The 17,187-nt window shown below is 48.6% G+C and carries 16 protein-coding genes; 8 read left to right on the forward strand and 8 right to left on the reverse strand.

Going from position 1 to position 17,187, the window contains the following annotated elements:
- Nucleotides 1-29: 29 nt before the first annotated feature.
- The 5 genes from darH to ICL07_RS09820 all read right to left on the reverse strand — a co-directional run bounded on the left by darH (nucleotide 30) and on the right by ICL07_RS09820 (nucleotide 4,809).
- Nucleotides 30-1,028 carry a BtrH-related acyltransferase DarH gene (gene darH / locus ICL07_RS09800; RefSeq protein WP_188087729.1) on the reverse strand — a complete coding sequence of 333 codons (999 nt, stop codon included), beginning with the start codon at nucleotides 1,026-1,028 and terminating at the stop codon, nucleotides 30-32.
- A 98-nt stretch (nucleotides 1,029-1,126) separates the two neighbouring features.
- Nucleotides 1,127-1,525 carry a flexirubin biosynthesis protein DarG gene (DarG, locus tag ICL07_RS09805; RefSeq protein WP_188087730.1) on the reverse strand — a complete coding sequence of 133 codons (399 nt, stop codon included), beginning with the start codon at nucleotides 1,523-1,525 and terminating at the stop codon, nucleotides 1,127-1,129.
- A 24-nt stretch (nucleotides 1,526-1,549) separates the two neighbouring features.
- Nucleotides 1,550-2,686, reverse strand: a complete 1,137-nt coding sequence (gene darB, locus ICL07_RS09810; RefSeq protein ID WP_188087731.1) for a dialkylresorcinol biosynthesis protein DarB — start codon at nucleotides 2,684-2,686, stop codon at nucleotides 1,550-1,552.
- 181 nt (nucleotides 2,687-2,867) lie between these two features.
- Nucleotides 2,868-3,788: a dialkylrecorsinol condensing enzyme gene (locus ICL07_RS09815; RefSeq protein WP_188087732.1), complete on the reverse strand. Its 921-nt coding sequence runs from the start codon at nucleotides 3,786-3,788 to the stop codon at nucleotides 2,868-2,870.
- A gap of 289 nt (nucleotides 3,789-4,077) precedes the next feature.
- Nucleotides 4,078-4,809, reverse strand: a complete 732-nt coding sequence (locus ICL07_RS09820; RefSeq protein ID WP_188087733.1) for a head GIN domain-containing protein — start codon at nucleotides 4,807-4,809, stop codon at nucleotides 4,078-4,080.
- A 93-nt stretch (nucleotides 4,810-4,902) separates the two neighbouring features.
- Here ICL07_RS09820 and guaA point away from each other — a divergent pair, with 93 nt between their 5' ends.
- The 4 genes from guaA (at nucleotide 4,903) to ICL07_RS09840 (ending at nucleotide 10,586) form a co-directional block, all read left to right on the forward strand.
- Entirely contained in the window at nucleotides 4,903-6,441 is a 1,539-nt protein-coding gene (guaA, locus tag ICL07_RS09825; RefSeq protein ID WP_188087734.1) for a glutamine-hydrolyzing GMP synthase, read from the forward strand.
- A gap of 120 nt (nucleotides 6,442-6,561) precedes the next feature.
- Entirely contained in the window at nucleotides 6,562-7,878 is a 1,317-nt protein-coding gene (locus ICL07_RS09830; RefSeq protein ID WP_188087735.1) for an ABC transporter substrate-binding protein, read from the forward strand.
- 88 nt (nucleotides 7,879-7,966) lie between these two features.
- Nucleotides 7,967-8,974 carry a ligase-associated DNA damage response exonuclease gene (locus tag ICL07_RS09835; protein WP_188087736.1) on the forward strand — a complete coding sequence of 336 codons (1,008 nt, stop codon included), beginning with the start codon at nucleotides 7,967-7,969 and terminating at the stop codon, nucleotides 8,972-8,974.
- Entirely contained in the window at nucleotides 8,913-10,586 is a 1,674-nt protein-coding gene (locus tag ICL07_RS09840) for an ATP-dependent DNA ligase (RefSeq protein ID WP_246484997.1), read from the forward strand. The genes ICL07_RS09835 and ICL07_RS09840 overlap by 62 nt, the downstream gene beginning before the upstream one ends.
- A gap of 6 nt (nucleotides 10,587-10,592) precedes the next feature.
- Here ICL07_RS09840 and ICL07_RS09845 read toward each other — a convergent pair whose 3' ends face one another.
- On the reverse strand, nucleotides 10,593-11,981 hold the full coding sequence (locus ICL07_RS09845) for an MFS transporter (protein WP_188087737.1): 1,389 nt from the start codon (nucleotides 11,979-11,981) through the stop codon (nucleotides 10,593-10,595).
- A gap of 120 nt (nucleotides 11,982-12,101) precedes the next feature.
- Here ICL07_RS09845 and ICL07_RS09850 point away from each other — a divergent pair, with 120 nt between their 5' ends.
- Entirely contained in the window at nucleotides 12,102-12,596 is a 495-nt protein-coding gene (locus tag ICL07_RS09850; RefSeq protein ID WP_188087738.1) for an Lrp/AsnC family transcriptional regulator, read from the forward strand.
- Between the two features lie 39 nt (nucleotides 12,597-12,635).
- Complete coding sequence (locus tag ICL07_RS09855) at nucleotides 12,636-13,241, forward strand: hypothetical protein (protein ID WP_188087739.1); 606 nt, start codon at nucleotides 12,636-12,638, stop codon at nucleotides 13,239-13,241.
- On the opposite strand, the gene ICL07_RS09860 is transcribed toward ICL07_RS09855, so the two are convergent.
- Nucleotides 13,238-13,822, reverse strand: coding sequence for a hypothetical protein (locus ICL07_RS09860; RefSeq protein ID WP_188087740.1), 585 nt, complete (start codon nucleotides 13,820-13,822; stop codon nucleotides 13,238-13,240). The two genes, ICL07_RS09855 and ICL07_RS09860, sit on opposite strands and share 4 nt — an antisense overlap.
- 199 nt (nucleotides 13,823-14,021) lie before the next feature.
- On the opposite strand from ICL07_RS09860, the gene ICL07_RS09865 reads away from it, so the two are divergent.
- Both ICL07_RS09865 and ICL07_RS09870 read left to right on the forward strand, forming a co-directional pair.
- Complete coding sequence (locus tag ICL07_RS09865) at nucleotides 14,022-14,588, forward strand: porin family protein (protein ID WP_188087741.1); 567 nt, start codon at nucleotides 14,022-14,024, stop codon at nucleotides 14,586-14,588.
- Nucleotides 14,589-14,823: 235 nt separating this feature from the next.
- Nucleotides 14,824-15,855, forward strand: a complete 1,032-nt coding sequence (locus ICL07_RS09870) for a S66 peptidase family protein (protein ID WP_188087742.1) — start codon at nucleotides 14,824-14,826, stop codon at nucleotides 15,853-15,855.
- Here ICL07_RS09870 and ICL07_RS09875 read toward each other — a convergent pair whose 3' ends face one another.
- Complete coding sequence (locus ICL07_RS09875) at nucleotides 15,856-17,178, reverse strand: NCS2 family permease (protein ID WP_188087743.1); 1,323 nt, start codon at nucleotides 17,176-17,178, stop codon at nucleotides 15,856-15,858.
- Nucleotides 17,179-17,187 lie beyond the last annotated feature (9 nt).

Genomic DNA, 17,187 nt, shown 5'->3' on the forward strand with positions numbered 1-17,187 from the left:
AATAACCCAATATCCCAATAGCTAAATTTCTAAATTTTAGCCAGTTTTTTGAAAAAGGTTTCTTCTGCTGCCGCACATTGGATCAACATCTCGCTCAGTTCTTTGTACGATACATTATCAGCCGAACGGCTTTTACATACCCTGCCGGCGGAAAAGGCAAAATTACGCCAAAGATCACCGGCCTGGGTGAGTTCTGTGGCCAGGCGGCTCAGTTCCGGCTTATTCAGCAGTACCGCCGATTCCTGCAGAAACGCGGCATATACGAAACGGAAACCTGCCCCACCGGTGCCAATCTCTTCCTGCATCCGGATAATGTTGCCCAGGTACAATGCTGATTTGCGTTCTCCTACTTTCTCCGGGTAATTTTTCACCCGGTTGGCGAGGAAACGGATACCCTTCACCCCAAACATCGGGAAAGGTATCTTCAGCATATAATGACAGGTTTGTGCAATGCCTTCTTTAATCGGTTTTTCGAAAGATGCTTTTCCGGGCACATGCACAGGATAATACATTTTCCCTTTGGGAGCCGGAAACCCTTTGGCAAAGCGGGCTTGCGCCAAACTTGCGGGGTCTATTTCCGTTACCGTGTCCATCACCGGATCACTCACCAGGTACTGATCGTCCCGTTTGCCATATACCACCAGGTTATGGGCATTAAAATGGAAACGGTAGGACGGAGGAAAATAAGGCAGGTAATAGACGCTGGACAACAGTCCCACCGGCGTTCCGCTGGATACTACATGGTCCAGTGCGGCCATCCCTTTTTCCGGAGAAGAGAATTTTGCGGTCTCCATTCTTACGCCCAGCCGTTTACACACCCGCTGGAATATGGCGCCAGGCCAGATACGATAGGTGGTGCCTGGTACGCCGTTGACTTTCACAAACGGTAAATGCGCGAAAAATATACCGGCGCCAATACCGAATGCCATCGGCTCACTGATCTTCAGACCATGATGCCCCAGCAGGTTGGAGATAACGCCGCTTTCACAGTGGGCTGTTTGCGTATGATGGAATTGATGATTGTTCATATTGTTTTGTGTTCACACAAAGTGCGCAAAGCAGCAAAGTCGCAAAGATCATCAACATAACTTCCTTTGCTACTTTGCTGCTTTGCGACTTTGCGTGATTATTTGATATGCAGTAAATCTTCTTTACTGATCTTAAATGCATCCGCATAACGTTGCAGCATTTTATCGCTCAAACGCTTGAATACCGCCGGTTTCATATGCCGTTTCACCTGCCATTGGAATTTCCCTACATAGTTGGCCAACAAGGCCAGATCCATCAGGTTCTTTTCCATGTAATAGGCGACCGGACTGATTTCGCCGGACTGTACCAGCACTTTGGCCGCTGCCACTTTTTCGTTTACTTCTTCCCAGGCTTGCGTCAGGGCAATGTTTTCCGGTTCCCACCCTGCACTCTGCACCTGCACGTAATTACCGGAGTTGTCTACCGCATACATAATCTGTTTGAATGTACCTTCATGCAGGTTATCACTATCCTGTGGTACTTCGTCTTTTTTCATGACTGCAGTTTTAGAAGTGAATGCCTATACAACGGTGATATGTGCGTAAGCATAGGAAAAACGGGCGCTTTCCGGTACCATCATCACAATTTTCTGTCCTTTCTTAAAGCGGCCGGTATTCATCAGTTCTTCCAGCATCAGGTAAGGAGAGGCAGTACCTACGTTACCTACCCAGGCCAGGTTGGTGAACCATTTTTCCAACGGAATAGGTACACCCAGACGGGTAATTTCCTCGTCGATCTTCAACCGGAAAAATTCGGAAGATAAATGTGGCAGGAAGAAGTCAATCTCATCCAGGTTGATGTGATGTTTTTCTACCAGTTCTTTCCACATCTGCGCGCCGGAAGGCACTATATTTTTACCCAACAGGCGGGTATCTTGTTTGAAAGAGAATACGCTGTGTTGCGCCCATTCATCCGGTGTCATGTCAATCCAGCCTTTGGTGCTGCCATCCGGATTTTTGATAGAACCGGCGTACATGCAGGTTTCCAGCTCATTGGCGTAAGACAGGATCTCTACCCAGTCTACCCGCAGGGACAAACCTTCTTCATTCGGTTTATCCTGGAAAAGCGCTGCACTGGCGCCATCGGACAACATCCAGCGGAGGAAGTCCTTTTCAAAAGCGATGATCGGATTTTCGTCGAGGCTCTTCAGGTTCTCAGCTTCCGGCTGAAATTTCTGCGCCAGCATCCAGGCGGAGAATTTTTCGGAACCGGAGCTTACAGCATTGGCGGTATTACCACAACGGATAGACATCCAGGCGTATTTGAAAGCCTGCATACCCGCTGCGCAAGCGCCGGTAGCTGCGATCAGTTCCACGGGCTGGCATTTCAGCAAACCATGCACCATCGCGGCATGGTTAGGCAGCAGCTGGTCGGGCGAAGTAGTTCCGCAAGCCAGTAACTGTAATTTGCTGATGGGGAATTTTTCATCAAACAATGCGCTGACAGCGTTGGCGGTCATCTCAGCGTTGGAATGAGTGGAGTTACCGTCTTTATCCAGGGAATAGTAGCGGTTCTTGATTTTGTTGTTGCCCAAAATCTTTAACCGGGCGCGGGAAGGTTTTCCATCTACCATGCCAAGGATACTCTCCATTTCATCATTTTCAACAGGCTTGTTGGGTAAGAATTTCGATAGCCTGGTAATATAAACTTCCTTCATTTGAAAATAATTCGACTTTTAAGGCCGCATGTCATCCCATAGCGTGACAACCCTATAGGCCAGCCTTCCTTCGGTGAAAAAGTGTTTTGTATATTTTTTAAACGGACGTAAATATATAATTCTAAACGGAATTACAATTATCACGCCACCCGCTGGCATTTCAGGGGGTCTACGGGCAAAGTTAGCGCAAAGAAATTCCTTTATAATATTCCACTTCCCGATTCAGCTCCTCCCGTTTAAGATTGAGCTTGATGAGCGAGGATATCAGCGTGATAGGCGTTAACACAAAAATTCCCACCAGCAATAATCCCCTGTACATCGTTACCCTTCCCTGGCGGGCAGGCGCTCCAGGCCCCCCTTTGGCACTGATAAATTTGGCCCAGAAGCGGAAAGCACTGATACCGTTATTTTCCAGCAATACAAGATTCGGTAGTAGTTCTACGGCATCCAATGACATCAGCTGCGGATGCAGCGCCGCCCATTGCCTGGTTTCCAGCGCGGTACCGATAGGTCCGGCAAACCGGTTGGCTGTAACAATCTCATTTTCCTGCACACCCGCCTGTGGTAAAAAACGGGTAGCTTCTTTTTTCCCTTTGAAAGCCCAACGCAAAATGGTGATCAGGGAAACCAGGTTAGGTGATTTATCTACCAATACGATATTTCCTACCAGGTTGGCTCCTGCTTTATGCAGATAACCTTTTACCTTCTCCTGTGCATTCAGCCACATATTACGGCTGCCCAGCAATGTCAATACCTGTTTGCCTTTCAACAAACGGGCGGCTGCTTCACTTTGCAGGAAAGCCGCTGTCGGCTGGGAAGGCGACAAAAACCAGGGCTGATAAGCCAATATAACCAGATCAAAATGTGCATTCACATCCACTTTCAATGGCCGGATACCCCTGGGCGTACCCTGTACTGTTTCCGGCATAGTATCGTAAAACTGTTGTTTTCCCCATGGAAAAGGAAACGGCGTTACCGGAACCAGTTCTTCGTAGGTAATGTCTACACTGTTTGCCAGCGGCGCCAACACATGATCAATAATCCTTTTTAATTGGCCTGTCTGGGTATAATATACCACCAGGACCTTCGGTCTTTCGTTCATAAAAGGAATAGGAGTTCAACAATTACAAACTGTAAACATACAAAAAAGGTGTATTATTTATGTCATTTAATAATAATTTGACAGATGATAGGCGGATTGCTGACTTTGGGGGGTGGGGACATGTGGTTGTTGGCTTGTGCCCCAGCCAGATACTGCCTCAGCCGGCTTGTTATGCTGCGGCAGTATCTGGACAAAAGGACTTAGATTTTTTTGAAAATCAATGTAAATAACAGCAAAACTGCTTGCCGTATGATATTCTAAATGTTAAAAATTTGTAAATATTGTGTTCCTATATTTTCCGGACAGAGCCAGAACCCGCTACTGAACTGGATACGGACGGATTTCCTTTATACTTTACATCACCGGACCCGGCAATTTTGGCGTCCAGTTTTACGCTGGCATGTACAGCAGCATCACCACTGCCGGCAATTTTTACTTCTGCCTCTTCAGACAACAGCCCATCACCTACATAATCGCCGCTGCCGGCAATAGATACCTTTACCGTCTTTGTTTCCCCCTGCAGGTTCATATCGCCGGAACCGGCAATAGACGCCCTAACCGCTGGTGCATTGATCGTTCCATTCAAATTACCGGAGCCGGACAGGCTGATTTTCATGTCGTCCTTGCTGTTAAACTTATCTACCAGTTTTATATCACCGGAGCCGGACAGGGCCACATCGTCCAATTCCGCGGTGGTCAGATATATATTGACGCCTTTACGGGTGGAAATATTGGCATCATCACGGAAACGTACCTTCAAACGGCCATCTTCGTCATTGACCATCTCTACCAGCGGCGCAATATTGTCTTCAGCCTCAATCACGGCTTTTTTCTCGGTACCCTGGGACAGGAACACGTTCATACTGCCTTCTACCTTAATTCTATGGAAGGTAGGCACACTTCTTTCCTCCTTGATCACATGACCATTGCCTTTAACACGGTTCTGACCGATACAGGAGCTGAAAAGAGCTACAAAGGCGAGGGTTACTGCCATGCAGTAGCGAGGGATTTTGGTTTGCATAAGTTTAGATTATGGGAAGAAAGATACAACAGATTTCCTATTTTCTATTTTCAGAATCCGAATTTGAAGGAAGCACTTTATCTTTGCACCACCATGACAGAAAAGATACTTATCCTCGATTTCGGTTCTCAATACACACAGCTGATCGCGCGCAGCATCCGGGAACTGAATGTTTATTGCGAAATTAAACCTTGTCTCCAGCCAATTGCCTGGGACGATTCCATCAAAGGCGTTATTTTGTCCGGCAGTCCATTCTCCGTTAACGACGAAAACGCACCTACCATCGACATCGCTGCCATCGCCGCGAAAGTGCCGGTACTCGGTATCTGCTACGGCGCCCAGCTGATGGCAAAAACCCTGGGCGGTGAAGTGGCTAAAAGCAATATCCGTGAATACGGCCGCGCTTTTATGGAGCACAATGACAAAGAGGAAAAATTATTATACGATGTATCCGGCAAAAGCCAGGTTTGGATGAGCCACTCCGATACCATCAAACGTATCCCCGAGAGCTTCCAGATCATTGCTACGACGGAAAACATCCCGGTAGCTGCCTTCAAAAGCACTACCCTGGCTGCTAACCCGCTCTTCGGCCTGCAGTTCCACCCGGAAGTGACCCACTCCCTGGAAGGCAAACAAATCCTCCGCAACTTCCTGGTACATATCTGTAACTGCCAGCAGGACTGGACTCCGGCTGCTTTTGTACACGAAACCATCGAAAAAATCAAAGCACAGGTTGGCGATAAAAGGGTTGTAATGGCCCTCAGCGGTGGTGTTGACTCTACCGTAGCGGCTGAACTGATCCACAAAGCGATCGGTAAAAACCTCTTCTGCATTTTCGTAGATAACGGCCTGTTGCGTAAAGATGAATACGAAACTGTACTGGAATCTTACAAACATATGGGCCTCAATGTAAAAGGTGTTAACGCAAAAGACCTTTTCTACGGCCAGCTGGACGGTGTATCCGATCCGGAGAAAAAACGCAAAATCATCGGTCGCCTCTTCATCGAAGTATTCCAGCACGAATCTGCTGAACTGACCGATATCTCTTTCCTCGGACAGGGCACTATCTACCCGGATGTGATCGAATCAGTATCTGTAAACGGTCCTTCTGTTACCATCAAATCCCACCACAACGTAGGCGGGCTGCCGGAAAAAATGAACATGCAGCTGGTAGAACCGCTGCGCTTCCTCTTTAAAGACGAAGTACGCCGCGTAGGCCGCGAAATCGGTATCAGCGACATTTTCCTCGGACGCCATCCTTTCCCCGGACCAGGTCTCGCTATCCGTATCCTGGGTGCTATCACCCCGGAGAAAGTAGCGATGCTGCAGGAAGCAGACGCTATCTATATCGAAGGACTGCGGGAAGCAGGCCTTTACGATAAAGTATGGCAGGCAGGTACTATCCTCCTCCCCGTACAGAGCGTGGGCGTAATGGGCGATGAACGTACCTACGAATTTACCGTGGCGCTGAGAGCAGTTACCTCTACCGATGGTATGACGGCCGACTGGGCACATCTGCCTTACGAATTCCTGGCTAAAATGTCCAACGACATCATCAACCGGGTAAAAGGTATCAATCGCGTGGTATACGACATCAGCTCCAAACCACCTGCTACCATCGAATGGGAATAGGATTTTCCTGAAAAATACAAGAGCAAAGGCGCAAGGGATCTATATCTTTTTGCGCCTTTGCTTTCTTATTTTACATTGTGTGCAATACCCCGGAATGATTTTTGTAAATTAGCGCCCATTATGAACCAATTGATATCTGTTAAAAACCTGCTGGCCTGCCTGGCTTTGTCGGTACTGATCACCGCCTGTTCTTCCTCCCGGAAGAGCACCAGCCGCGTAGATGGTCCGCCGCCGTCACTGAGCAAGCCCACACCGGAAAAAAAGCCGGACAACAAAAATGAAACTGTCAAAGCAGCACCTTTCAACGTACCGGCCTTTGCCCGGGAAGTGAAAAAACCAACTTACAACATCGCGCTCTTTGCCCCCTTGTTCCTCGACTCCGTATTTGCCAACTCCAACGATATTCCCGGCCGTACCATGCCGCGCTATGTACTGCCAGGCCTCGAATTTTATGAAGGCGCCCAGCTGGCACTGGACAGCCTGCAACAACAGGGCTATAACCTGAAAGTCAATGTATACGACAGCAAAGGCCGTCAAAGTGTAGCTTCCCTGATCAACAACAAATCACTCGACGCCACCGACCTGATCATCGGATCTGTGAATAACCCGGAACTGAAAGAACTGGCCGATTTCGCCAAAAGGAAAGAAATCAACTTTGTATCGGCTACCCTTCCCAACGATGCCGGTATCAGCGACAATCCTTTCCTGTTCATTACCAACAGCACCCTGAAAACAAACTGTGAAGCTATCCACAACTATATACAGGAGGCTTTTGCCAATAAAAACATCGTACTGCTGCGCCGCAACAGCGCCTTTGAAACCCGCCTCGCAGCCGATTTCAAAGCATCCTACGATAAAATGAGCAACCCGAAAAAATCCAGGATCCGCGAAGCTATCTGGAATGATGGTACTACCCCGGAAGAACTTTCCAAATACCTGCTCACCGACCGGCCTAATATCATCATTGTCACCACACTCGAAGAAGCCGGTGTGAAAAGCATCCTGCGCAAACTCGCCGTAGCCAATGCTACCTATCCCATGCAGATATTCGGTATGCCCACCTGGGACGTGTTTAAGCTGAAAGATCCTGAATTTAAAAACCTGCAGGTGTTCTACCCTTCTCCTTATTTTAACGAGAAATCGGATAACTACAGCCGCTACGTAAATGACTATTTCCGCAGAACCTACAGGGCCCGTCCTTCAGACATGGCCTACAAAGGTTTTGACCTTACTTATTATTTTGTTAGGCTGTTACATAATAATGGCGTATATTTCAATGCTGCTATAGCGTCAGCACCTCCGGTGATCACCCGTTTTAATTTCCAGCCGGTGTATATCCGTGAAGGCGAACAAACACCTTCCTACTTTGAAAACAAGAACATTTTCATCATCCAGAAAGGCGATAGCGTGGATGTGAAAATGAATCGAAATCAATAAAAATTTTGCGACCTTCCAAGAGGAGGCCTTATTGAGTCTAACACGGCCATGGCAGCAGCCATGGCCTTTTTTTTGTACATTCAGGGATATGGAGCTGCTTCAATTTACCGACAAAGGCATCTGGTGCGCAGCAGGCGATTTTTACATCGACCCGTGGAAACCCGTGCAGCGCGCCGTTATTACTCATGCCCATTCCGATCACGCCCGCTGGGGCCATCAATCCTATCTCTCCGAACATGCCGGTATCCCCCTGCTCAAACTACGACTGGGTGCCGACATCCATATACAAGGTGTTGCCTACGGGGAAAATATTTTCCTGAATGGTGTAAAACTCTCCCTGCACCCCGCCGGCCATATGATCGGTTCCGCCCAGGTGAGAGTGGAATACAACGGAGAGGTATGGGTAGCCAGCGGCGACTACAAACTGGAAGCAGACGGTATTTCCGTTCCGTTTGAACCGGTACGTTGCCATACTTTCATTACAGAATCTACTTTCGGGCTACCGGTCTACCGCTGGGAACCGCAGCAACAGCTCTTCTCCCGGATCACCAACTGGATATACGAAAACCAGCAGGCCGGCAAAGCTTCTGTTATCACGGCTTACAGCCTGGGCAAAGCGCAACGGCTGCTCTACCATCTGCAGGATAAAGTTTCCCGCATCATGGGCCATGGCGCTATTACCAATGTCAATGAACTACTGCTATCACAAGGCTATCCACTTCCTACGCTCGAAAGAGTAACGCCCGATATACCAAAAGCTGCTTTTAAAAATGCGGTCATTATTGCACCGCCTTCGGCAGATGATTCCGCCTGGATGCGTCGCTTTACACCTTATTCACTGGGCGTATGCAGCGGCTGGATGCAGGTAAGGGGCCATATGCGCAGACGCAATGCTGACGCCGGTTTCGCCTTATCGGACCATGCAGACTGGAATGGACTGCTGCAAGCGGTCACCGCTACCGGCGCCTCAAAAGTATACGCCACACACGGTTTTAGCAGCGTATTCGCCCGCTACCTGGGAGAAAAAGGCATCGATGCGCAGGAAGTCACCACCGCCTATGGCGATGAAGAAACCATTATTAACCCGGAAACATAATACCGTGCAACAGTTCGCCCAACTCGTTCAACTGCTGAGCAACAGTACCAAAACCAACGAAAAACTGGATGCGCTCAGCCAGTATTTCGCCACCGCCCCTGATAAAGATAAAACCTGGGTGCTGGCCCTGTTTTCGGGCCGGAGGCCCAAACGAACGGTCAACAGCACCCAGCTTAAAAACTGGTGTATACAAGCCACCGGGCTGCCGGAATGGCTGTTCAACGAATGTTACCTTACGGTAGGTGACCTGGCCGAAACCATCGCGCTGTTATTACCGCCCCATACTCATCCGGCCAGCTTCCCCCTGTATCACTGGCTGCAACAGCTACAACAGCTTGAAAAGGCCACTGAAGCGGAAAAACAGGCGTTTATCCTCCAGGCCTGGGATGCGCTGGACGATAGCGAACGTTTTGTGTTCAACAAACTGATCACCGGTGGTTTCCGCATCGGCGTATCACAGAAAATGATGGTCAACGCACTCGCTAAAACATACGATATCCCCGCAGCTACACTCTCTCACATGATCAGCGGTAACTGGGACCCTGCGCAGGTGACCATCGAAGCACTCCTGCATCAGAGCACCAGCGGCGCCGACGCTTCCCGCCCCTACCCCTTCTACCTGGCATATGCACTGGAAGATACGCCCGCCGGCCTCGGTCCCATTGAAGCCTGGCAGGCGGAATGGAAATGGGACGGTATACGCGGACAAATCATCAAACGGGAAGGCCAGCTGTTTGTATGGTCGCGCGGCGAAGAACTGATCACGGATAAATTCCCGGAGTTCACGCCACTAACCGGTTCCCTCCCCGATGGCACTGTCATAGACGGTGAAATACTCACCTATGCCAATGGCAGCCCCCTGCCTTTTCAAACGCTGCAAACACGCATCGGCAGAAAAAATGTAACCCGCAAACAGCTGCAGGAAGCGCCGGTGGCATTTCTCAGCTACGACCTGTTAGAATGGGAAGGCGCCGATATCCGGGAAAAACCGCTGATAGAAAGGAGGTCGATACTAACGCAACTGATCGATCTCCAGCAACAGCCTGCCCTGCTGCTGTCCCCCGAAGTAAACGCTGCCTCCTGGGATGAACTGGCACTAATCCGGGAAGGAGCACGTGCGCAGATAAGCGAAGGCCTGATGCTGAAAAAGAAAAGTGCGCCCTACCAGGTAGGCCGCAAACGAGGCGATTGGTGGAAATGGAAAATAGATCCTTATACCATCGATGCGGTGATGATATACGCACAAAAAGGACACGGCAGAAGATCCAATCTCTATACTGACTACACCTTTGCGGTAAAAGACGGGGATCAGCTGGTACCCTTTACCAAAGCCTATTCCGGTCTTACCGACAAAGAAATTGCAGAAGTGGATAACTGGATTAAACGGCATTCCCTGGAAAAATTCGGACCGGTGAGAACAGTGGAACCAAAGCTGGTATTTGAAATTGCCTTTGAAGGCATCGCTGCTTCCAATCGCCACAAATCAGGCGTGGCCCTGCGTTTCCCACGTATCAACCGCTGGCGCCAGGATAAGCCGGTATCGGAAATCAATACGCTGGATGATTTAAAAACACTGTTGCGGCAAAGCGGTTCTCCGGAAGATAAAGTGTAAACCCCATCAGGAAGGTACTTTTACCAAACGTCCTTCCACCGCGGTTTCGCGCAACCTGAAACTATACAGCTGCAAAACGGCGCCCAGCGCTATCAGTGCAAGTACGACCAACCCCGCGGCATAACTGTTCCAATCATAAACAGTCGCCAGCTGCATCATCAATCCCACCAACGACAAGCCCAGTCCGCCTCCCATGGCATTACAGGTACCATTGATACCGGAAGCCAGTCCATGTTGCGTTTCAGGCACCGTTTGTATAGCCAGGATCGTGATAGCCGGAAAAGTAACAGACATCCCCATGGCATTAATACACAACACCGCCAGTAAAATAAACGGGAGATGCCAGGCGGTAAAATAACTCAACGTAAAAAACAGGATACCCGCCAGCATAAAACAGCTGCCGATAATACCGGTACGGGTTATGCCCAACCGGTGAAACAAATGAGGAAGTACAAATTTGGATATCAAACCGGATAAAATACTGAAGGGGAATAATAACAATCCGGCACTGGAGGCACTGAAGCCCAGCACTTCCTGCAGGTATAAGGTCAACAGAAAAATATAAGGCAGAAAAGTGCTGCCCAGCAAAGTGGCGCCTATATTTCCGGTGATAACCCCGCTCAACCGGAACAGGTTGAAATCAACTAACGGTGACGCATGTACGCGTTCTCTTTTTACAAAATAAACACCGGCCGACAACGTCAGTATCAACAGTACGGTAAAAACAACCGGATGGGCTGCAACATGCCCCAGATCATGAATCAGCCAGGCTGAGAGCATCAGCAACAAGGTAATCAGTACGCCGCTCAACAGGTTACTGTCCCCTGTTTGCTCCGCAGGCTGATCATGCGGAATAAACCGTAAGGCCAGTAAAATAGCCGCACCAATAACCGGTACATTAATGAAGAAAACCCACTGCCAGCCCATCCAGGCACTGATCAGGCCACCAATAGCCAAACCGGTGGCGAAGCCTATACCCGCCATTGCGCCAAAGATGCCAAAAGCCCTGTTTTTCTCCGCGGGCTCAGTAAAGGTATGGCTGATAATAGCCATAGCTGCGGGAATAGCCAGCGCTACACCTAACCCCTGTAAACCACGGCACACCAATAACCAGGCAAATGACATGGAAAAACCCGCCCCCAACGATGCCAGCACAAACAGGAAAGCACCGGTAATGAATATCTTTTTTCTTCCCATGGTATCCGACAGCCGGCCGCCCAGCAGTACAAAACCTGCATACATCAATACATACACCGTTTGCACCCACTGGATAGCATCCGGCCCGAAATGAAAATACTGCTGCATCCCCGGCAAGGCCATGTTCAACACCGATACGTCCAATGCTTCAAAAAAAATTGCCATACAGGCCACCGTCAATACAATCCGCTTTTTCATAGTATGATTTTCGCTACAAAACTAAAATTTCAGAACACAAATGGAGTGCTTTTGATATTTTTGGAACAAATACACACAAAAAAAGATCTTCACAGATCATTTTTCTAAAAATAAAACAAAATGGACCATAAAAAAGAACAGGCTACCCCACCTCCATTAAACCTGGACGAAAAAGACATGGGCATACTCCGGCTGTTGCAACAGGACGCTAAAATGACGATCCGCGATATTGCCCGGCAACTCAACCTGAGCACCACCCCGGTATATGAACGTATCCGCAAAATGGAACAGGCCGGCGTTATCAGACAATACGCCGCCATCGTGGACCCCAGGAAAATCAACAAGGGAATGACGGTACTGGTGTACATCACCCTGAAAGAACACAACAAAAAAAACGGAAAAAAATTCATCCAGGAAATCATTTCCTTCCAGGAGGTGACGGAATGCCTCAACATCTCCGGGGAATTCGATTTTATGATCAAAGTACAGGTAAAGGATATGGATGAATACCGGGAGTTTTATGTGAATAAACTGGGGGAATTAGACAACCTCAGTCACACCCAGAGTATTTTTGTGATATCTGTTATAAAAGAAACACATCAGGTTGTATATTAGGGGTGGACAGTAATATCCCCTAACCTACAGTACACACCTATGTTGAAGCATTACGCCTGGTTGTATGCGCTATGCCTGGTTATCTTCGTAAAGCCAGCCAGCAGCCAGTCCGGCCAGTTTGCCCATGCCATTGGCGCGGGACTATTTACCGGCAACAATCATTTTGCGGGAGGCATCGTATATTCTCCCAGGTTTAATTTCGGCATTATTTCCGACCGGTCGGCCTTTGCGATAGGCACACAACTGGCGCTGGGCAGCAGCTTACATGCCAGCTACAACCGTAACGCCGGTGGTAATTCCACCAGCATTTTTATGGCGGATGTTCCGTTACTGGTGACTTACAACTACGGTAACTTTGCCACCAGGGCGGCTCATACCCGGCTGGGTGTCTTTACCGGCGCAGGATATGGATTTCACAATGCCGGTCGTGCCATGGAGGATATGGACGATGAAGAACCAGATAACGATCAGGTACATGTGTCCGGTATAGTATTCACCACCGGTTGCCGGTTTATGATCGGCCACACTTCCCTGGGTATTCATTTCACCTACCTGTTCAACAACAATCACTACAATACGGATATCAACGGTATCGGCAGCGCGGGACTGTCGTACAACATCCATCCGGTCCGCAAAAACATCTAAGGATTTACAGGGAGCAAATTATCGAAACCAATGTGATAGTCGAGATAACTGCCCGGTGCTTCACCGGGTGTATGCACTACCACCATACTGCATAGTGGCCGGCGGCTGCGGGCATTAGCGGTTTCAAAGGCAATGCCCAGTTTTTCATCATCGTACACTTCAATACGGCGGGCTTTATTTTTAGAGACATACACCTTTTGCAACCGTAAGCCCGGATAGGCTTTTTTGATCATCGTCATGGTACTGCCTGCTCCAACGCCTGCCGGTGTCCGGAAACGGGGAGAAGTTACCCGGATCTCTTTCACATATTGTGTATCTGCCGTCCGCATAGCGGTAAACACCGCCAGCGTACTGGCATAATCCAACGCGCCATCTTTTTTGCGGCCATACCATATGCGCCAGGTTTTCATCATAGCGGCATCGCCGGTATCCGGTTTTCCTAATGATGCCAGCTCATTGGCCGGCATCTCCAGCTTCACCTGACCAATACTTTTTCCCGGCACAATCTGCCAGGCTTCCTGCTGGGCCTTCACCACAACGGTCACAAACAATAATCCGATAAAAGTAAGTATATGACGCATATACGAAGATTTGCAGAAGCGCCGCAAAAACGTTGCCATGCTTATTCCCGGCGATCAACTTATCAGTAGCGTTAAAAAAAATCAAAAACTATACTGTAAGGATTTCCTTAACATTTACGCGGCTACTTTTACACCTGCAATGCAGTATACTGTCAACACAGCCTATATATAGTCGTATTTAAAAACAAAACACCATAAGATGAGAAAAATTCTATTTGTGCTGCTGGCAGCTATGCTGGTGGCAATGGGAACCTACGCCCAGAAAGTTAACTATGGTTTCAAGAGTGGACTGAATATCTCTACTGCGCACACAGGTTTTCAGCCGGGCGTGTATGCCGGCGGCTTTGCGGAAATCAAGTTGAATAACCACTGGACCATACAACCGGAACTGTTGTATTACCGTAACCGCGACAAGTCGCCTTACTATTTGCAGGACACTAAGCAATACAAGGAAAAAGGAACCGATTACATTGCTGTTCCGGTGATGGTTAAATATTACATCAAGCCTAAACTATACGTGGAAGGCGGCCCGGAAGTAAATCTTATTACTTCTGCCAAAGAAACCTGGGAAGGCCATGTCTCCAACGCCACACACACCTACAACCAGCTCGGCTTAAGCGGTTCGGTGGGAGTAGGCTATCAGCTTCCCCTCGGTTTTGGCGTGAACGCCCGTTACTCACTTGGCACACAATCACGCAACAGTCCTGTTGATATTTATAACAGTACGGTCAAAGTCGGGGTTAGCTACACTATCCCACGCAAATAACCGGCCTTTCCCTTGTTTGTTCTCGCAAAGCACGCAAAGATTTTTGTTTGATGTAAGATCGCAAAGAAGCGGAGATCGATATTTGTTGACCCTGTTATGGTCTTATATAATGTAATCAACATAATATCGTCAACATAATATAATCAATAAAGATTGATCTCCGCATTCTTTGCGATCTTACATCAAACAAAAATCTTTGCGCACTTTGCGAGAAAAATTTGCTTACTTTAATTCCATGAACCGTAAGCATTTTTTATCCACCCTCGTAACTGCAGGCGTAGGCCTTCCAGCCGCTAAAAGCCTGGCTGCTATGGGTATTGCCGGCACCGCCCCTGCCAAGGATTTACAAGTCCCGCCCTACCTCAAACCCGGCGATACTATCGGTATCACCTGCCCTGCCGGTTATATCAAAAAAGAGGAAATCTTACCCTCGCTGCGCATCATGGAAAGGTGGGGATTCAATATTCGTATAGGCAATACCGTGGGCGTCCGGGATTTTTCTTTTGGCGGCACAGATGCAGAAAGAACAAAAGATATGCAGACGATGCTCAGCGATCCCAATGTGAAGGCGATCATGTGTGGCCGCGGTGGATACGGCTCCGCCAGGATACTGGACCAGCTGGACTTCTCACGGTTTCAGCGTCATCCTAAATGGCTGATCGGCTTCAGCGATATCACGGCCTTTCACTGCCATGTCAACCGGCACTATGGTATTGCTACCCTGCACTCAAAAATGTGCAACAGCTTCCCCGATGATTTTAATACCGCAGAACCCATCATACAGGATACCATCATGTCTATCTACCAGGCACTCACGGGCAAAAAAATGCAATACACCGCGCCGGTAGATGCCAATAACCGCAAAGGCACTGCCCGCGGTATACTGATAGGTGGGAACCTTTCCGTGATACAAAGCATATCCGGTACCGATTCAGAGATTGACACCAACGGTAAAATTCTTTTTCTGGAAGAAGTAGGGGAATATCCCTATAGCCTGGACCGCATGCTGAATACGCTGCAGCGCTCCCATAAGTTCGATAACCTCGCCGGTCTCATCATCGGCGGCTTTAACCGGTTAAAACCAGATGATCCCGGCGAAGAATTCGGTCGCACGGTATACGATATGGTGAAAGAAAAAGTAAAGGATTTCAAGTATCCTGTTTGTTTCAATTTCCCTGTCGGGCATCAGAAAAATAACTATGCCCTCAAATGCGGGATGATGCATACGCTCACCGTGGCAGACGATAAAGTGTCGTTAAAGGAATAGTTATTTCACCAGGAAAGTAACGATAAACAACACTGCCAGCACATACATCACCGGACTGATTTGTTTGTATTGCCCGGTCAGCACTTTCAGCAACACATAAGACAACATACCGAATACAATACCTTCAGCGATGCTATAGGTATACGGCATCATCACAATAGCCAGGAAAGCCGGAATGGCTTCAGTAACATCATTAAAATCTATTTTCACTACAGCACCCATCATCAGCATACCAACGATGATCAATGCCGGTGCAGTAGCAGCTTGCGGGATCATGGCAAATACCGGCGCAAAAAACAGCGCCAGTAAAAACATCACCGACACAGTCAGGGCAGTTAAACCCGTTTTTCCACCGGCCGCAATTCCACTGGCACTTTCCACATAGGCGGTCACTACGCTGGTACCCAGCAGGCCCGCAGCGGTAGTACCTATGGCATCGGCCATCAGCGCCTGTTTGGCCCTGGGTAAACGTCCGTTGGCATCCATCAGTCCGGCTTTATTGCAAAGCCCGATCAGCGTTCCCACGGTATCAAACAGGTTTACCATCAGCAGGGTGAATAAAATCATCACCATATCCAGGCTGAATATTTTATCAAACTGTAATTTAAAAGCAATAGGTGCTATTGAAGGAGGAAGGCCTATCAAATGCCCTTCGGGCAGATGGGTGATGCCCAGTGGTATCCCCGCTACGGTAGCCGCCAGAATGCCGATCAGCAATGCAGCATTTACTTTACGGTACATCAACACAGCGCTCACGATCAGTCCTATCAGCGCTATCAGCGGCCCTATGCTGGTGATGTTCCCCATTTTTAAGATCACGCCGGCCAGTTTTCCTTCGCCTACGTGGCGCATTCCGGTTTCAATGATACCGGCATTAGCCATACCAATGAGTGCAATCAACAACCCGATACCTACCGATATCGCATGCTTGAGATTTTCGGGAATACTGTTGATAATCGCCTCCCGGATTCTGAACAACGAGAGAACAATGAAAATGATCCCTTCCAGGAAAACGGCCGTCAGCGCAAACTGCCAGCTATACCCCATACCCGATACAATGGTGTAGGCAAAAAAAGCATTCAGTCCCATGCCGGGCGCTACACCGATAGGCAACCGGGCGTACAATGCCATTACCAGCGTGCCAATGGCTGCGGCCAGGGCGGTAGCAGTGATCAATGCGTGAAAATCCATCCCCGTTCCCGACAGGATACTGGGATTCACTGCGAGGATATACGCCATGGTGGAAAAGGTGGTCAAACCGGCGAGTACTTCTTTCTTTACCGTAGTATTGTTTTCGGAGAGCCTGAAAAATTTTGCGAGCATGCTGCAAAA

It is taken from the genome of Chitinophaga qingshengii, assembly GCF_014529935.1.
Taxonomy (GTDB): Bacteria; Bacteroidota; Bacteroidia; order Chitinophagales; family Chitinophagaceae; genus Chitinophaga; species Chitinophaga qingshengii.

Excerpts from the sequence above, each read along its gene's own strand:
- ICL07_RS09830 (WP_188087735.1), top strand. The coding sequence starts at position 6,562 with ATGAACCAATTGATATCTGTTAAAAACCTGCTGGCCTGCCTGGCTTTG.
- darH (WP_188087729.1), bottom strand. The coding sequence starts at position 1,028 with ATGAACAATCATCAATTCCATCATACGCAAACAGCCCACTGTGAAAGC.
- ICL07_RS09835 (WP_188087736.1), top strand. The coding sequence starts at position 7,967 with ATGGAGCTGCTTCAATTTACCGACAAAGGCATCTGGTGCGCAGCAGGC.
- darB (WP_188087731.1), bottom strand. The coding sequence starts at position 2,686 with ATGAAGGAAGTTTATATTACCAGGCTATCGAAATTCTTACCCAACAAG.
- ICL07_RS09840 (WP_246484997.1), top strand. The coding sequence starts at position 8,913 with ATGCGCAGGAAGTCACCACCGCCTATGGCGATGAAGAAACCATTATTA.
- ICL07_RS09845 (WP_188087737.1), bottom strand. The coding sequence starts at position 11,981 with ATGAAAAAGCGGATTGTATTGACGGTGGCCTGTATGGCAATTTTTTTT.
- DarG (WP_188087730.1), bottom strand. The coding sequence starts at position 1,525 with ATGAAAAAAGACGAAGTACCACAGGATAGTGATAACCTGCATGAAGGT.
- ICL07_RS09850 (WP_188087738.1), top strand. The coding sequence starts at position 12,102 with ATGGACCATAAAAAAGAACAGGCTACCCCACCTCCATTAAACCTGGAC.
- ICL07_RS09855 (WP_188087739.1), top strand. The coding sequence starts at position 12,636 with ATGTTGAAGCATTACGCCTGGTTGTATGCGCTATGCCTGGTTATCTTC.
- ICL07_RS09820 (WP_188087733.1), bottom strand. The coding sequence starts at position 4,809 with ATGCAAACCAAAATCCCTCGCTACTGCATGGCAGTAACCCTCGCCTTT.
- ICL07_RS09870 (WP_188087742.1), top strand. The coding sequence starts at position 14,824 with ATGAACCGTAAGCATTTTTTATCCACCCTCGTAACTGCAGGCGTAGGC.
- ICL07_RS09860 (WP_188087740.1), bottom strand. The coding sequence starts at position 13,822 with ATGCGTCATATACTTACTTTTATCGGATTATTGTTTGTGACCGTTGTG.
- guaA (WP_188087734.1), top strand. The coding sequence starts at position 4,903 with ATGACAGAAAAGATACTTATCCTCGATTTCGGTTCTCAATACACACAG.
- ICL07_RS09865 (WP_188087741.1), top strand. The coding sequence starts at position 14,022 with ATGAGAAAAATTCTATTTGTGCTGCTGGCAGCTATGCTGGTGGCAATG.
- ICL07_RS09815 (WP_188087732.1), bottom strand. The coding sequence starts at position 3,788 with ATGAACGAAAGACCGAAGGTCCTGGTGGTATATTATACCCAGACAGGC.
- ICL07_RS09875 (WP_188087743.1), bottom strand. The coding sequence starts at position 17,178 with ATGCTCGCAAAATTTTTCAGGCTCTCCGAAAACAATACTACGGTAAAG.